Origin of the sequence: Aestuariibius sp. HNIBRBA575 (assembly GCF_040932005.1) — a bacterium.
Taxonomy (GTDB): Bacteria; Pseudomonadota; Alphaproteobacteria; order Rhodobacterales; family Rhodobacteraceae; genus CANLNM01.
In genome coordinates this window covers 1,810,529-1,825,898 of the sequence record NZ_CP162414.1, presented here as the reverse complement: position 1 = coordinate 1,825,898, position 15,370 = coordinate 1,810,529, and the positions used below count along the sequence as shown (strand labels likewise).

Sequence of the window (15,370 nt, the reverse complement as noted above, 5' to 3'; positions counted from 1 at the left end):
TGAACGGGGGCGGAACGCTTAGGTGACATTCCATGACACGAATGACCAAAATTTCTAAAGCGGACCGTCAGGTGGCGCGCGATATATCTTATGCCAGCTCCGCGTCTTCGCGGGGGGGGCGGGCGTTAATTCGAACAATTGAAAACGCCACCGGTCGGTTGCAACTGATCAAACGTGTCCAAGGTTACAGCGATGACGTGGCGCAGGGGGCAAATTTCTGGGACGTGGTCTGTGATCGCTATGGGCTGAGCCTGAACGTGGTGGGCGGATCATTGAACAATATTCCCGCAACTGGTCCCGTCATTTTAGTCGCCAATCATCCCTATGGCATTCTGGATGGGCTGATGATGGGGGCAATCCTATCCAAGCGTCGACCATCCGCGTTCAAAATTCTGGCACACCGCATTTTTCAGCGCAGTGCAGAGTTGGAACAGGTGATTTTGCCGGTTTCGTTTGATGAAACCAAAGAGGCGGCAAAGTTGAATTTACGCACGCGGTCGGATGCATTGGCCCATCTGAAAGACGGCGGCGCCATTGGTATTTTCCCCGGCGGAACGGTTTCTACCTCTGAAAAACCGTTTTCGACGCCACTGGATCCAAGTTGGCGCAACTTTACCGCCAAAATGATCGCCCGTAGCGATGCCATTGTGGTGCCGGTTTTCTTTGAGGGGGCCAATAGCCGGCTGTTCCAATTGGCTAGCCATATGCATGCCAATCTGCGGCTTAGTATGCTGATCCGTGAATTCAAACGTCGGGTGGATGAACCTGTGAATGTGGTGATCGGGGAACCGATTGATCGGCAGAAATTGGACGCCGTCAAAACCGATGCAAAAGCGTGCATGGATTTCCTGCGCAAAGCCACGTATGACCTGTCACCAACGCCACTGGCCGCCGATCGGCTGGGGCATGAATTCGAAGAAAAGTACAAGGTGCGTCATGGCAGTCGGAATATTCGATAGCGGTCTTGGGGGATTAACGGTTTTGGACGCGGTGCAGAAACGTCTGCCCGATGTGCCGTTTGTGTATTATGGCGACAACGCGCATGCGCCTTATGGCGTACGTGATGCAGATGATGTGTATAATCTGACCACCAAAGCTGTTGAACGGCTGTGGGAAGAAGGCTGCGATCTGGTGATTTTGGCCTGCAACACGGCATCTGCCGCGGCCTTGCGTCGGATGCAGGAAAACTGGATCCCAACCGATAAACGGGTTCTGGGCGTGTTTGTTCCCCTGATTGAGGCACTGACAGAACGGCAATGGGGCGACAATTCCCCGCCGCGCGAAGTGACCACAAAACATGTGGCGCTGTTTGCAACGCCTGCAACAGTGTCCAGCCGGGCGTTTCAGCGGGAATTGTCCTATCGCGCCATTGGCGTCGACGTCGAAGCGCAATCCTGCGGCGGTGTTGTGGATGCGATTGAGGATGGCGATCTGATCTTGGCCGAAGCCTTGGTGAAATCCCATGTTGACGCGTTAAAACGCAAAATGCCGCATCCTGATGCCGCGATTTTGGGCTGCACCCATTATCCTTTGATGGCCCAAGAGTTTCAGACCGCTTTGGGAGAGGATGTAAAAGTGTTCAGCCAAGCCAATCTGGTTGCCGAAAGTCTGGCCGATTATCTGGACCGCCGCCCGGCCATGTTGGGCACAGGAACAGAAAGCGCATTCCTGACCAGCGGTGATCCAGACGCGGTGTCGGCGCGCGCAACGCAGTTTTTGCGACGAAAGATCGCTTTTACAGCCGCGTGATGCGGCAATGGTGCGCATTGCACCGCGTTCAATCTGATCTTATTTGCCGTTAAACGGGCCAATTCACGGGAGCTACCCCATGGCTAAAAATGTCGCAATTCTAGGTGCATCTGGATATACAGGCGCCGAACTGGTACGCCTGATCGCCAATCATCCTGATATTGAAATCAAAGCGTTATCCGGTAATTCCAAAGCTGGGCGAAAAATGGCGGATGTGTTTCCGCATCTGCGCCATTTGGATTTGCCGGTGCTCACCCGCATCGAAGATGTCGATTTTGATGGGATCGATCTGGCATTTTGTGCCTTGCCGCATGTGACGTCGCAGGCGGTGATTTCCAAACTGCCGAAAACGTTGAAAATCGTCGATCTATCAGCGGACTTTCGGCTGCGGGACGTGGATGAATATGAAAAATGGTATGGGCAGCCGCATTCTGCGCCTGAATTGCAAAAAGAAGCCGTTTATGGCCTGACCGAGTTTTACCGCGAAGACATTCGCGCGGCACGGTTGGTGGCCGGCACCGGGTGCAATGCGGCGACCGGGCAATTCATTTTACGGCCATTGATTTCAGCCGGTGTGATTGATTTGGACCAGATCATATTGGATCTGAAATGCGCCGTTTCCGGGGCTGGTCGCAGCCTAAAGGAAAACCTGTTACACGCGGAATTGTCTGAGGGGTATCATGGCTATGCTGTGGGTGGTACACATCGGCATTTGGGCGAATTTGACCAAGAATTCAGCGCCTTAGCCGGGCGTCCAGTGCAAATTCAATTCACGCCACACTTGGTTCCGGCCAATCGGGGTATTTTGGCCACGGCCTATGTGCAGGGCGATGCCCAAGCTGTGCATGATGCCTTGGTTGCGGCCTATATTGACGAAACGTTTGTACAGGTTTTGCCGTTTGGCCAGACCCCAAGCACACGCCATATCCGTGGGTCTAACCTGTGTCATATCGGTGTGGTTGCGGATCGGATTGCTGGGCGCGTGATTGTGATCGCGGCCTTGGATAACCTGACCAAAGGATCGTCCGGGCAGGCCTTGCAAAACGCAAATCTCATGCTGGGACTGGACGAAGAGGCGGGCCTGATGATGGCGCCTGTATTCCCATGAAGACGCTTAAAAAACAGCGCCGCATCCAAGTGATTGTGCTGGCATTTGTCGCTCTGACAATTGCCACCGGTCTGATCGGTTTTGCGATGAAAGATGGGATCAATTTCTTTCGTTCGCCCACCGAAGTTGCCGCTGATCCGCCCCCCGAGACAGAATTGTTTCGGATTGGCGGTTTGGTCGAAGCAGGCAGTTTGGTGCGCGGCCAAGGGGATGTGGCATATTTTAACGTCACCGATGGCGGCGCGACCATTCCCGTGACTTTTACCGGAATTTTGCCAGACCTGTTTGCAGAAAATCAGGGCATGATCGGGCAGGGACGATACATTAACGGCACGTTCGAAGCTGTTGAAATTCTTGCAAAACATGACGAAACATACATGCCCAAAGAAGTGATCGACGCATTGAAAGAGCAGGACATGTATCGCGATCCAGAGGATGCATCGGACGGTCACGTCATCGCCAATTAACCCCGACCGAACGGTGCGCTGTGTCCACTTTAACATTTTAAGAGCAGCCTAATCCCGAAATTGCGCGGGGTTAGATCATGCAATCTGTACAACAAATCGCAAATCAAATTGTCGCCCGAGAAGGCGGATATGTGGATGACCCGGATGATCCGGGTGGGGCCACAAAATTTGGTGTCACCATACACACGATGCGGCGTTTGGGACTGGATTTGGACCAAGACGGCGATGTTGATCAATCCGATGTGCGTCGGCTGACGCGGGCCCATGCTGTCGATATTTTTGTTCGGCATTATTTTGAAACGCCTCGCATTGCGGAATTGCCTGAACCCATTCAGGCCTCTGTGTTTGATATGTATGTCAATTCTGGTGCCAATGCCGTTCGGATATTGCAGCGTTTGATCCGCGATATGCGCATTGAGGTTGATATCGATGGTCAGATTGGCCCCCAGACGATCCAAGCCGCGCATCAGGCCATGGACGCGGCACCGGATCACTTTGTCGATGCCTACGGGATTGCGCGTCGAAACTACTATTACAATTTAGCCGATCGACGCCCTGCCAGCCGAAAATATGCCCGACGTCGGGACGGGGGCAAAGGCGGGTGGATTTTGCGTGCCGAAGAATTCTTATCAGAGCGGTATCATCTGTCGGATGAGCAACATCGCGCACGGGTGGCACAATGGGTTTAATTGCCAATGTGTTTACCGCTTTGTTTGGGGATGGCCGAAATGTCATCGCTGAAACGGCGCATGTGTTTCGTGAAAACACCGAAGCCGCCGCCATTCGAGAGGCAGAGGGTAAAGGGGCCGCATTAAAACAATTTGCGTCCGAATTCACCCATCCCAGAAAGGGATTATTCGACCGTTTTATTGATGGCCTGAACCGATTGCCACGCCCGTTATTGGCTTTTGGGACGTTGGGATTGTTTGTATCCGCGATGGTGAATCCGATTTGGTTTGCTGCGCGCATGCAGGGGATCGCCTTGGTGCCAGAGCCGTTATGGTGGTTGATGGGGGCAATTGTCAGTTTCTACTTTGGCGCACGTCATCAGGTCAAAGGCCAGGAATTTCAACGCTCTATTGCTGATACCATGGCGCGCACAACCCAAGTGACCAGCAACATTCGCGCCCTAGAGGCGTTAGACGCCGGATCACAGGTCAGCCAGGGCGCAGAACGTGTCGATCGCGACGGCGCCGGGCCAAACCCCGCATTGGACGCCTGGCAAGAAAGACGTTCAGATGGATGAACAGATCACCAAAATTCACACCCGACTGCATGCACTTGAAACGCGCAGTGCGGTTGATGATGTGCATCGTGCAAATGTTGAAAAACGCCTGACATCCATCGAGGATACGTTGAAATGGCTGGTGCGCTTGATTTTGGGGGCGCTGATTATGGGCGTAATCGCCTATGCGTTACGTGGCGGGTTCACAGGGTGATCTGACGCGCGAAATCGTGATGCGTTAAGGTGCCGGATGCGACACAGCGACACCGTGATTTGAGTGGTCACCAGCGCCACATGCTCTATCTTAGCGGCATGATAAATGAACTTGGACATTTTGCGCTGATTCTGGGATTTGGCATCGCCATTTTGCAGTCTGTTGCGCCGTTGGTAGGCGCCCATAAGGGCTGGCGGGGGTGGATGGCTGTGGCGGATCCCGCCGCGTCGTCCCAATTTATTTTGGTGGGGTTTTCGTTTGCCGCATTGACCTGGGCCTTTGTGACGTCTGATTTTTCGCTGCAACTGGTGTTTTCCAATTCCCATTCGCTGAAACCGATGCTCTATAAAATCTCGGGCGTTTGGGGAAATCACGAAGGGTCAATGCTGCTTTGGTTGTTGATCCTGACCTTGTTTGGCGCATGCGCCAGTTGGTTTGGCGGCAATTTGCCCGATACTCTAAAGGCGCGGGTATTGGCGGTGCAGGCAGCGATTAGCGTCGCATTTTATGCGTTCATTTTGTTCACCTCAAACCCGTTCTTGCGGCTGCAAACGCCGCCATTGGATGGCCAAGATTTGAACCCATTGCTACAAGATCCCGGGCTCGCCTTTCATCCACCGTTTTTGTATTTAGGATATGTCGGGCTGAGCATGGCGTTTGCCTTTGCCGTCGCCGCCCTGATCGAAGGCAAGGTTGACGCTGCTTGGGGACGATGGGTGCGCCCATGGACCTTGGCGGCATGGATTTTCCTCACCATTGGCATCGCGCTTGGATCTTGGTGGGCCTATTATGAACTTGGCTGGGGTGGGTTCTGGTTCTGGGATCCCGTCGAAAATGCGTCCTTTATGCCTTGGCTGTTGGCGGCGGCATTGCTGCATTCCGCCATTGTCGTTGAAAAACGCGAAAGCCTGAAAAGCTGGACCATTTTGCTGGCCATTCTGGCATTTGGGTTTTCGCTGTTGGGAACGTTCATTGTGCGGTCGGGTGTTTTGACTTCGGTCCATGCCTTTGCCAATGACCCTGAACGCGGTGTGTTTATCCTGATCATTTTGGCGATCTTTTTGGGCGGGGCATTGACGCTATTTGCAGCCCGCGCAGGCACGATGGAATCCAAAGGTGTGTTTGGCGTGGTCAGCCGTGAAAGCGCGCTGGTGTTGAACAATATCCTGTTGGCTGTGGCGTGTTTTGTCGTGTTCATCGGCACGATGTGGCCTTTGATCGCAGAGCTGTTGTTTGAACGTACCTTATCTGTCGGGCCCCCGTTCTTTGAGTCGGCGTTCACGCCGTTTATGACCGCGCTGGCGGTTATTTTGCCTGTTGGGGCGGTTCTGGCTTGGAAACGTGGCAATCTGCGCCGCGCAGGCCTGTCAATGGTGCCGGTTGCGATTTTGGCAGTTGCTTTGGGGGGGCTGGCCTTTGCGTTGCAATCGGGACGATCTGCATTGGGACCCATTGGTGTTGCTCTGGGGGCGTGGGTCGTTTTTGGCGCGGCTCTGGATATGTGGCAACGCACGGGGCGCAAATCTGTGTTTGACCGCATACTGCGCCTTGCACGATTGCCGCGCGCTGATTGGGGAAAATCGATCGCACATGCCGGATTGGGGATTACCGTTTTTGGCATTGCAACACTGATGGCTTGGCAACAAGAAGACATTCGCACAGCACAAATCGGGGAAAGATATCAGGTTGGCGCCTATGAGGTGGAACTGCGCGATGTTTTTCAAGAAGAGGGGCCGAACTATCTGACAACCAAGGCTGAGATTATTCTATATCGCGGCGGACAGATCGCCGCGACGTTGTTCCCTGAGAAACGGTTTTACCCAGTTGCCCAGATGCCAACCACAGAGGCGGATATCGACAATGGCATTCTGCGGGATCTTTATGTGGTGATCGGCGATGCACAGATCGGTGGCGGTTATGCGGTTCGGATATATATCAAACCCTTCGCCAATTGGATTTGGGGGGGCTCGATCCTGATGGCATTGGGCGGGTTTGTTTCTTTGTCTGACCGTCGATTGCGTGTGGCGGCTGGGGCGCGTTCCAAGTCGGCAAAAACGGTGGGCGCTGTATGAAACATCTGATCAGACATCTTGTTTTTGTGTTGACGGTTCTTGTGGCCATCGCCAGCCCGGTTTGGGCGGTGCAGCCTGATGAAATCCTAGATGATCCTGTTTTGGAACGTCGCGCGCGCGATATTTCGGCGGGGTTGCGATGCCCGGTTTGCCAAAATGAATCCATCGACGAAAGCAACGCAACGCTGGCCCGCGATCTGCGCATTTTGCTGCGGGAACGGTTGGTAGCCGGGGATAGTGACGCGGATGCAATTGCCTATATTGTTGATCGGTATGGGGAATATGTGCTGCTGAAACCGACCACCTCTGGGGCCAATTGGATCCTTTGGCTGGCCGGTCCTGCTGTTTTGCTGATGGGATTGGGGATCGGATATAAAACGGTGCGCAAACGCGCCCAAACTGGCGCGTCAGAAACGCTCAGCGACGCAGAAAAAGCCCGTTTGGAAGAAATTTTACATCGGTGACGTTATGTTGCCCTTTTAGATCGCGGCTTCGTGATTAGGTTGTGTGCAACAACAGATTGAGGGCGCCAGAATGATCTATCAAACCATCACCTTGGACATCAACGATGGCATGGCCGTCCTGACGTTAAACCGGCCAGAGGTAATGAACGCGCTCAGCACCCAGATGCGGGCCGAAATCCTGCACGCAGTGAAAGCCGCTGAAAGCGAGGCACGCGTTTTGGTCATGACCGGGGCTGGCCCGGCATTTTGTTCGGGGCAGGATCTAGGGGATGGCACGGCGGCATCCATCGATTTGGAACGCACATTGCGGGACGAATACACGCCAATGCTGCGCGCAATTTTTGAATGTCGCATCCCGACCATTGCGGCGGTGAATGGGGCAGCGGCGGGCGCGGGGGCCAATCTGGCGCTGGCCTGTGACGTCGTGATTGCATCAGAAATGGCATATTTTGTGCAGGCATTCACACGTATTGGCCTGATCCCGGATGCAGGTGGGACCTATTGGTTGCCCCGTCAAATGGGTGCAGCCAAAGCCATGGGTGCCGCGTTATTTGCGGATAAAATCATGGCCTCTGATGCGTCGAATATGGGAATGATCTATGAATCCATCCCCGAGGCCGAATTTGACCAGCATTGGCGGGATCGCGCTGCGCAATTGGCCCATGGTCCGACGCTCGCTTATCGGCAATTGAAAAAAGCGCTGCGCGGAACTTATGAAAATTCGTTGGATGAGCAATTGGTCCTAGAAGCAAAGCTGCAAGGCAAATGTGGCATGACCCGTGATTTCAAAGAAGGCGTCGTCGCCTTTCAGGAAAAACGCCCACCAAAATATGAAGGGCGTTAAATCAATCTGCCGGGATTGGCAGGGCACTATTGCGGACGTTTGAGCGTCATATAGAGGCTGTCACTCCAATTCCCGGCGATGCAAAACGTGTTTTTCTCATAGCCGGTTTTCTGGAAACCAAGCGATGTGAGCAACGCTAATGAACCGGCGTTGTTCGGGTCCAAATCTGCGAAAATGTCAGCGAAATCTGTCGTTTGCCAGATATGAGGGATCAGGCAATTCATCGCTTCTGATGCGATCCCTTGTCGCCAGTGATCGGGATGCAGAATAAACCCAACTTCGTTGCCGTGATGGGCTCCGACGCAGCCAATAACGCGGTTGTCCTTTTCGATGACAAAATAAAGCGGCCGGTCGGCAAAGCCCTGGATCATCAAATCCAATCGCTCTTGGGTCACCGATTTGTCAGGATGGGGCAGGGTCGACCAATATTTCATCGCGCGGGCGTCATGAAACAGCGCAAACAGATCCTCTAGGTCTGTTTGCTTTGGCCCCCTCAGGATCAACCGTTTTGTCATTAACATTTGCAGCCCACCCAGATTGACCCCGCCACCGTTAGGGGGGCCGTTAAATGGCGCGTGGTTAATAGGTGAATGTGACGATCAGCCCCTCAAGGCTGGAATCGTCAAAGTCGCCACTTAGATTTGCGATCACGTCACCGTCAAAGGTCACGCTGGCATCCCCATAGCCGTTATAAATCAGACCAAGGTCAGGGCCATCTTTGGCGGCATCATAGCCATATGACAGCGCGTCGCGGGTCGGGTCAAAGTCAGTGACCTGAGCCGGATTTCCTGCAACGATCCAATCCCCAAGCACAAAATCATCGCCACCTTGGCCACCTTGGGCCACATCCCCATTGCCCAGCACCAACAGATCGTCACCATCCCCGCCATTCAGGGTATCGCTTTCTCCGTTATCTGTGAGGGTCAGATGCGAAAACAGGGTATCATCCTCGGGGTCGGGGTTTTCGATCAGCGACTGAACCAGCGCTTCGTCGATCAGATCAGCCCCAAACAAACCATCCTCGCCAGCGCCGCCATTTAGGATGTCTTGGCCCGCATTACCAAACAGCAGATCCGATTGCGCGCCGCCACTTAGGACATCATCGCCGGTGCCACCCATCAACAGGTCTTCTCCGTAGCCGCCATCAAGGGTGTCATTGCCACCGTCACCGTCCAGGATGTCGCTCCCGGTCCAGCCCTGCAGGTCGTCATCCCCCGCTTGGCCAACCAACAGGTCATTGCCGGATTTGCCGATCAGCAAATCATCGCCGCTGCCCCCAGTTAGGGTGTCATTGTCGGCGTCACCGCGCAGCTCCAAATCATCGTCAGAGCTATCCGAACTGTCATCCCCGCCAATCAGAGACAACAAAACACCACCAATCAAAAGTACAGGAAGAAGAGCCAGCATCGTTATAATCCTATTTCACAATGGCGCGACCATATCAGCGGGGACGTCGCCATAAACCCTAAAAGTTGAAACAACTTGTATCTAAACAGGCAACTTTAGACCAGAATCTAGGGGCCCTGATTACAAACAAAAATGGGCCGCCAAATTGGCAGCCCATAAATCGATATGATCGAAGATTAACGGTTTTCGATATCTGTGTAATCGCGCTCTGTTTCGCCGAGATACAGCTGACGGGGGCGACCGATTTTGTTTTGCGGATCGTTCAGCATCTCTTTCCACTGGCTGACCCAGCCCACTGTCCGCGACAGGGCAAAGATCGGTGTGAACATAGATGTTGGGAAACCCATCGCTTCTAGGATGATGCCGGAATAGAAATCCACATTCGGGAACAGTTTCTTTTCCGCGAAATATGGATCGTTGATTGCGGCTTCTTCCAGGGCTTTGGCAACTTGCAATTTGGGGTTATTTTCAACGCCCAGCAGTTCCAAAACTTCATCCGCGGATTGTTTCATCACTTTGGCGCGTGGGTCAAAGTTTTTGTAAACGCGGTGACCAAAGCCCATCAGACGGAATGGATCATTCTTGTCTTTGGCGCGGGCGATAAATTCAGGGATACGGTCCACAGACCCGATTTCACCCAGCATTTCCAAGCAAGCTTGGTTCGCGCCACCATGGGCAGGGCCCCACAGACAGGCGATCCCGGCCGCCACACAGGCGAATGGGTTCGCGCCCGAAGACGACGCCAAACGCACAGTCGATGTGGATGCGTTTTGTTCGTGATCCGCGTGCAGTGTGAAAATCCGGTCCATCGCACGGGCCAGAATTGGGTTGATTTGGTATTCTTCGGCAGGAACGCTGAAACACATATGCAAGAAGTTGGATGCGTAATCCAGATCATTGCGGGGATGCACAAATGGCTGGCCGATTGAATATTTATAAGCCGCCGCCGCGATGGTTGGCATTTTCGCGATCAAACGGAATGCTGCGATTTCGCGCTGACGTGGGTCAGTGATGTCGGTGCTGTCATGGTAAAACGCAGACATCGCGCCCACAACACCCACCATAATGGCCATTGGATGCGCGTCCCGACGGAAACCGCGGAACAGATAATGCATCTGGTCATGGATCATCGTGTGACGAGTGACGATGTTTTCAAACTCTTCCAGCTCAGCTGCAGAGGGCAATTCACCGTTCAACAGCAGATAGCACACTTCTAGATAATGTGATTTTTCTGCCAATTGATCAATGGGATAGCCACGATGCAACAATTCGCCTTTGCCACCATCAATGAACGTGATGGTGCTGTCGCAAGACGCAGTAGAGGTGAAGCCGGGATCATAGGTAAATACACCAGCGGTGCCGTACAATTTGCGAATATCCAGCACATCAGGGCCCGCGCTTGGCGAATAAATCGGCAGCTCGTAGCTCTCACCATCAATGGTAAGCGTCGCGGTTTTTTGCGTTTCGGTCATAGTGATCCCCTTCTGAGGCACACCCAAGCACGATGCTTGGGCGGCTGCGGTTTGTATCCGGTCAGAACCCCGATACCGACAAAGGGTAACGAAAAAGTTTCAGCCCGTAGCGTCAGTCAGGCGGCCGATGGTTTCTTCTCGGCCGATGACTAACATCATGTCGAACACTGAAGGTGAAACAGCCCGTCCAGCCAACACAGACCTGAGCGGTCCTGCCAGCTTCCCAAGCTTGGTTTCGTGCGCCGCTGCCAATTGAGCAACTGCGTCTTCAAGCGCGTCTCGGGACCAGCTAACATTTTGCAAGTGCGGCGTCAATTCCGACAGTATACCACGGGATACATCATTCAGATGTTTTGCAGCTTTGTCATCCGGCGTGATAGGTCGCGAAGTCAGGATAAAGTGAGCCTTTTCAAGAAGATCAGGGAAAGTTTTGGCCCGTTCTTTCAGGCAATACATGCCCCGTGACATCCCGTCGCGTTGGGCTTCCGTTAGGGCAGGCGCATCCGTAGCGTGTAGGAAGGCCTCGATTTCGTGCAGCAGTGCAGCATCATCGGTCGCTGCATTGTGCAATCCACAGATATTTTCGAGCTTTTTAAAGTCAAAACGGGCAGGGGCTTTGCCAATGCCATCCAGACCAAACCATTCGATCGCCTGCGCGTCGGTGAAAAATTCATCATCCCCATGCGACCAACCCAACCTGGTCAAATAGTTGCGCATCCCTGCCGCGGGATAGCCCATCATCTGATATTCTGCCGCGCCGGTTGCGCCATGTCTTTTGGACAGTTTTTTACCATCTGGTCCAAAAATAAGGGGAATATGCGCGTAAACCGGCAGATCCCATCCCATCGCAGTGTAGATCAGGCTTTGACGGAACGCATTGGCCAGATGGTCATCGCCGCGGATCACATGGGTAATGCCCATGTCAAAATCGTCCACAACAACGGCCAGCATATAAACAGGCGTGCCGTCTGACCGCAAAAGAATCATGTCATCCAGCTGATCGTTTTTCCATGTCACATCGCCCTGTACCGCATCCGAAATTGTTGTGGATCCGGATTGCGGCGCCTTAATCCGTACCGTAAACGGCGCATCAGGATGATCCGCGGCCTCAACATCCCGCCAAGGTGAGCGGAACATTGTGGATTTGCCTTCGGCGCGGGCAGATTCGCGGAACGCCTCAATGTCGTCTTGGGTAGAAAAACATTTGAACGCGGCACCTTTGGCCAGCAATTCATGGGCGACCTCTATATGACGGTCTGCGCGCGACGCCTGTGACAACGGTTCGCCATCCCAATCCAAACCCAGCCAGTTCAAACCATCCAAAATGGCTTGTGTGTTTTCCGCGCTAGAGCGCGCTTTGTCCGTATCTTCGATCCGCAACAAGAACTGACCGCCATGGTGACGGGCGAACAAATAGTTAAACAGCGCGGTGCGTGCGCCGCCAATATGCAACGCTCCGGTGGGGGACGGGGCAAATCGGGTGACAACAGGTGCTTGGGACATATGAATTTAACCTTTTGCTAACCATGAGCGGCTTTGATCCGGGGGATACAGGAGGCCGGGGTCAAAGGACAAGTGCACCTACGCGAACAAATTGCCAATGCCCTGTTGATGCAACGTGGGCATTTATTTGGATGGGCGCCCGTTTTTCTGGGCGTGGGCATTGGTGTGTGGTTTTCCTTTGGGTTTGAACCGCAATTCATTCACTACAGCGCCTTGGCGATCGTCATGGGAATGTGCCTGATTGGTGCCCGGTATTCCGAAATGTTGGGCCCCGCGTTGCTGGGGGTTGCACTGATTTCTCTTGGGATGCTGTTGGCCGGGTATCGGGCGCATTCGCTGGCCGAACCTGTTTTAACGTTTCGATATTACGGACCAATCCAAGGCCGGGTTGTCACGCTTGATCGATCTGCCAGTGATAAGGTTAGGCTCACGCTTGATCATGTGGTTCTGGACAACATGTCGCCACACCGTACGCCGCAGAAGGTGCGCATTTCGCTTCATCACGAACAGGATTGGATCGCGCCAACTCCGGGCATGTTTGTTATGACCACGGGCCACTTATCACCACCAGCCGGACCTGTTGAGCCGGGCGGTTTTGACTTCAAAGTTATGGCTTGGTTTCAATCGCTTGGGGCGGTTGGATATACTCAAAACCCAGTTTTACAATTGGAACCACCCGCCGACGGGTTTGATCTATATCGGTTTCGAATACAGATTTCTGACGCCATACGCGACCGTATAGACGGAGAGATTGGGGCGTTTGCCGCTGCGATTACGACAGGGGATAGATCAGCAATGGGGGCCGAAACATTGGCCGACCTACGCGCGTCAAACCTTGCGCATTTGCTGGCGATATCTGGGTTGCATATGGGGTTGTTAACCGGGTTTGTGTTCGCGTTGATCCGCTACGGATTGGCGTTGATCCCAAAAATCTCGCTTCGGTTTTCATCGAAAAAGATTGCTGCAATCGCCGCGCTGATCTGCGGGGCGGGATATCTGGCACTATCCGGCGGGAATGTATCCACAGAGCGCGCGTTTATTATGGTGGCAGTGATGTTTTTGGCGATCCTGCTTAACCGGCGTGCCCTCACGCTACGTGCAGTTGCGATCGCCGCGATCATCGTTTTGGTCCGCCGTCCCGAACAAGTGACGGGCCCCGGATTTCAAATGTCATTCGCCGCAACAACGGCACTGGTCGCGGTTTTTGGTGGAATGCGAAACATGGACCAATCAAAAATCCCCACTTGGTTACGCCCTGTTGTGGCGGTGTTCTTGTCATCGCTGATCGCTGGGTTAGCAACCGCGCCGTATTCTGCGGCCCATTTTAACCAGATCTCTCATTATGGCTTATTCGCCAATATGTTGTCCGTTCCTGTGATGGGGATTTTGGTGATGCCTTCTGCAGTCATTGCCGCGTGCCTATGGCCGTTTGGCCTGGAATTTATTGGCCTTTGGGGGATGGAAATTGGATTGCGCTGGATCCTGTTTGTGGCCAATCAAGTTGCGCATCTTGATGGTTCCGTCGGACGGATTGTCGCGCCTAACTCGGCGGTTTTACCCATCATGACCCTAGGTTTTTTGTTTTTGATTTTGTGGCGGGGCCGGTCACGCCTCATTGGCGTGGCGCCAGTCCTGTTTGCGGGGGTCATTTGGGCCCAAACCGACAGACCTGCTTTGCTTGTTTCAGATAACGGAAATCTGGTCGGGGTATTGATCAACGGGGAACGGGTGTTGTCACGTGAACGTTCCGATAGCTTTTCTGCGCGGTCTTGGCTTGAAAACGATGGGGATGCGCGTGATCAACAGCATGCGGCGATCGCATGGGAGCAACGCATTCACAACATTGATGGATTTCGTGTTCTACAAATCCGCGGCCAGCGTCAAAGCACGTCATTAGAAGGGTGTGGTGGAGCGGATATTTTGATCATGAACGTCGAAAATCAAACGGACCGCCCATGTGATGTGTATGATCCTATTCGGCTCAGATCGACAGGATCATTGGCACTTTATCAGGATCGCGCCAACATAATCACCGCTCAATCCTTGGCCGGAAACAGAATTTGGAACACGCCCTCAATCAATCCATCGATGGCTTCGGACTATTTCAGTACGAGCGAATGAGACCGACCAAACGACCCTGAACTTTGATCTGATCCTCATCAAAAAAGCGAGTTTTGTAGGCCGGATTCGCAGCCTCAAGCGCGATTGAGGATCCATTTCTGCGATATCGCTTAAGCGTCGCTTCTTCGTCTTCGACCAGCGCTACAACGATGTCACCGTCATCCGCAACTGTGGTTTCCCGGATCACCACAACGTCACCGTCATTGATCCCCAGCTCGATCATGGAATCGCCCTTTACTTCGAGGGCATAATGTTCGCCTTGGCTAATCATGTTATGGGGGACGGGCACACTATGCGTGGCATGTTGAATTGCTGCGATGGGAACCCCAGCTGCAATGCGGCCCATAACAGGGATTTCCAGCGCAGAGGCCGTTTTTGTTGTTTGAGGCGCGGCGGTATCGTCGCGATCACCGGCAACAACTTTGGGTGTAAACCCAGTTGATTTTGATGCCAATGCATCGGGCAGTTTAACCACCTCTAGTGCACGCGCCTTGTGAGCCAAACGTCGGATATAACCGCGCTCTTCCAAAGCGGTGATCAAACGGTGGATACCGGATTTCGAACGCAGGTTAAGTTCGTCCTTCATTTCATCAAAAGACGGCGGCACACCATCGCGTTGAACACGAGCATTCACGAATTCCAGCAAATCGAGTTGTTTTTTGGTCAGCATCGAAGAACCTCATGATCAGCCTAAAGGACGGCACGTTTTCCTGATGTTCTACGC

The 15,370-nt window shown here is 53.4% G+C and carries 16 protein-coding genes; 11 read left to right on the top strand and 5 right to left on the bottom strand.

Features of this window, described 5'->3' with window-relative positions; genetic code table 11:
- The first annotated feature begins 32 nt into the window (after positions 1–32).
- The 10 genes from AB1F12_RS09235 (at position 33) to AB1F12_RS09190 (ending at position 8,143) form a co-directional block, all read left to right on the top strand.
- On the top strand, positions 33–959 hold the full coding sequence (locus tag AB1F12_RS09235; protein ID WP_368183687.1) for a lysophospholipid acyltransferase family protein: 927 nt from the start codon (positions 33–35) through the stop codon (positions 957–959).
- Positions 937–1,749 (top strand): glutamate racemase, encoded by an 813-nt coding sequence (murI, locus tag AB1F12_RS09230; RefSeq protein ID WP_368183686.1) that lies wholly within the window; start codon positions 937–939, stop codon positions 1,747–1,749. Before AB1F12_RS09235 ends, murI begins: the two co-directional genes overlap by 23 nt.
- Before the next feature lie 79 nt (positions 1,750–1,828).
- Positions 1,829–2,857: an N-acetyl-gamma-glutamyl-phosphate reductase gene (argC, locus tag AB1F12_RS09225; protein ID WP_368183685.1), complete on the top strand. Its 1,029-nt coding sequence runs from the start codon at positions 1,829–1,831 to the stop codon at positions 2,855–2,857.
- Positions 2,854–3,324, top strand: coding sequence for a cytochrome c maturation protein CcmE (gene ccmE / locus AB1F12_RS09220; RefSeq protein ID WP_368183684.1), 471 nt, complete (start codon positions 2,854–2,856; stop codon positions 3,322–3,324). Before argC ends, ccmE begins: the two co-directional genes overlap by 4 nt.
- Before the next feature lie 77 nt (positions 3,325–3,401).
- Positions 3,402–4,013: a holin-associated N-acetylmuramidase gene (locus AB1F12_RS09215; protein WP_368183682.1), complete on the top strand. Its 612-nt coding sequence runs from the start codon at positions 3,402–3,404 to the stop codon at positions 4,011–4,013.
- A complete protein-coding gene (locus AB1F12_RS09210) occupies positions 4,004–4,570 on the top strand; it encodes a holin family protein (protein WP_368183681.1) in 567 nt (188 codons plus the stop codon). The genes AB1F12_RS09215 and AB1F12_RS09210 overlap by 10 nt, the downstream gene beginning before the upstream one ends.
- Positions 4,563–4,763 (top strand): hemolysin XhlA family protein, encoded by a 201-nt coding sequence (locus AB1F12_RS09205; RefSeq protein ID WP_368183679.1) that lies wholly within the window; start codon positions 4,563–4,565, stop codon positions 4,761–4,763. Before AB1F12_RS09210 ends, AB1F12_RS09205 begins: the two co-directional genes overlap by 8 nt.
- A gap of 98 nt (positions 4,764–4,861) precedes the next feature.
- Positions 4,862–6,835, top strand: coding sequence for a heme lyase CcmF/NrfE family subunit (locus tag AB1F12_RS09200; RefSeq protein WP_368188328.1), 1,974 nt, complete (start codon positions 4,862–4,864; stop codon positions 6,833–6,835).
- A complete protein-coding gene (locus AB1F12_RS09195) occupies positions 6,832–7,299 on the top strand; it encodes a cytochrome c-type biogenesis protein CcmH (protein ID WP_368183677.1) in 468 nt (155 codons plus the stop codon). Before AB1F12_RS09200 ends, AB1F12_RS09195 begins: the two co-directional genes overlap by 4 nt.
- Positions 7,300–7,369: 70 nt before the next feature.
- Positions 7,370–8,143, top strand: a complete 774-nt coding sequence (locus AB1F12_RS09190; protein ID WP_368183676.1) for an enoyl-CoA hydratase-related protein — start codon at positions 7,370–7,372, stop codon at positions 8,141–8,143.
- 26 nt (positions 8,144–8,169) lie between these two features.
- On the opposite strand, the gene AB1F12_RS09185 is transcribed toward AB1F12_RS09190, so the two are convergent.
- The 4 genes from AB1F12_RS09185 to gltX all read right to left on the bottom strand — a co-directional run bounded on the left by AB1F12_RS09185 (position 8,170) and on the right by gltX (position 12,525).
- Complete coding sequence (locus tag AB1F12_RS09185; RefSeq protein WP_368183674.1) at positions 8,170–8,664, bottom strand: GNAT family N-acetyltransferase; 495 nt, start codon at positions 8,662–8,664, stop codon at positions 8,170–8,172.
- A gap of 58 nt (positions 8,665–8,722) precedes the next feature.
- On the bottom strand, positions 8,723–9,550 hold the full coding sequence (locus tag AB1F12_RS09180; RefSeq protein WP_368183671.1) for a calcium-binding protein: 828 nt from the start codon (positions 9,548–9,550) through the stop codon (positions 8,723–8,725).
- Between the two features lie 176 nt (positions 9,551–9,726).
- Positions 9,727–11,022, bottom strand: coding sequence for a citrate synthase (gene gltA, locus AB1F12_RS09175; protein ID WP_368183669.1), 1,296 nt, complete (start codon positions 11,020–11,022; stop codon positions 9,727–9,729).
- Positions 11,023–11,121: 99 nt separating this feature from the next.
- Entirely contained in the window at positions 11,122–12,525 is a 1,404-nt protein-coding gene (gene gltX / locus AB1F12_RS09170) for a glutamate--tRNA ligase (protein ID WP_368183667.1), read from the bottom strand.
- A gap of 72 nt (positions 12,526–12,597) precedes the next feature.
- Here gltX and AB1F12_RS09165 point away from each other — a divergent pair, with 72 nt between their 5' ends.
- On the top strand, positions 12,598–14,646 hold the full coding sequence (locus AB1F12_RS09165) for a ComEC/Rec2 family competence protein (protein WP_368183665.1): 2,049 nt from the start codon (positions 12,598–12,600) through the stop codon (positions 14,644–14,646).
- Here the strand turns inward: AB1F12_RS09165 and lexA are convergent.
- Positions 14,630–15,316: a transcriptional repressor LexA gene (lexA, locus tag AB1F12_RS09160; RefSeq protein WP_368183663.1), complete on the bottom strand. Its 687-nt coding sequence runs from the start codon at positions 15,314–15,316 to the stop codon at positions 14,630–14,632. The two genes, AB1F12_RS09165 and lexA, sit on opposite strands and share 17 nt — an antisense overlap.
- Positions 15,317–15,370 lie beyond the last annotated feature (54 nt).

Coding starts and splice junctions, on each gene's coding strand:
- AB1F12_RS09195 (WP_368183677.1), top strand. CDS start 6,832: ATGAAACATCTGATCAGACATCTTGTTTTTGTGTTGACGGTTCTTGTG.
- gltX (WP_368183667.1), bottom strand. CDS start 12,525: ATGTCCCAAGCACCTGTTGTCACCCGATTTGCCCCGTCCCCCACCGGA.
- gltA (WP_368183669.1), bottom strand. CDS start 11,022: ATGACCGAAACGCAAAAAACCGCGACGCTTACCATTGATGGTGAGAGC.
- AB1F12_RS09235 (WP_368183687.1), top strand. CDS start 33: ATGACACGAATGACCAAAATTTCTAAAGCGGACCGTCAGGTGGCGCGC.
- AB1F12_RS09185 (WP_368183674.1), bottom strand. CDS start 8,664: ATGTTAATGACAAAACGGTTGATCCTGAGGGGGCCAAAGCAAACAGAC.
- AB1F12_RS09190 (WP_368183676.1), top strand. CDS start 7,370: ATGATCTATCAAACCATCACCTTGGACATCAACGATGGCATGGCCGTC.
- murI (WP_368183686.1), top strand. CDS start 937: ATGGCAGTCGGAATATTCGATAGCGGTCTTGGGGGATTAACGGTTTTG.
- ccmE (WP_368183684.1), top strand. CDS start 2,854: ATGAAGACGCTTAAAAAACAGCGCCGCATCCAAGTGATTGTGCTGGCA.
- argC (WP_368183685.1), top strand. CDS start 1,829: ATGGCTAAAAATGTCGCAATTCTAGGTGCATCTGGATATACAGGCGCC.
- AB1F12_RS09180 (WP_368183671.1), bottom strand. CDS start 9,550: ATGCTGGCTCTTCTTCCTGTACTTTTGATTGGTGGTGTTTTGTTGTCT.
- AB1F12_RS09200 (WP_368188328.1), top strand. CDS start 4,862: ATGATAAATGAACTTGGACATTTTGCGCTGATTCTGGGATTTGGCATC.
- lexA (WP_368183663.1), bottom strand. CDS start 15,316: ATGCTGACCAAAAAACAACTCGATTTGCTGGAATTCGTGAATGCTCGT.
- AB1F12_RS09205 (WP_368183679.1), top strand. CDS start 4,563: ATGGATGAACAGATCACCAAAATTCACACCCGACTGCATGCACTTGAA.
- AB1F12_RS09215 (WP_368183682.1), top strand. CDS start 3,402: ATGCAATCTGTACAACAAATCGCAAATCAAATTGTCGCCCGAGAAGGC.
- AB1F12_RS09210 (WP_368183681.1), top strand. CDS start 4,004: ATGGGTTTAATTGCCAATGTGTTTACCGCTTTGTTTGGGGATGGCCGA.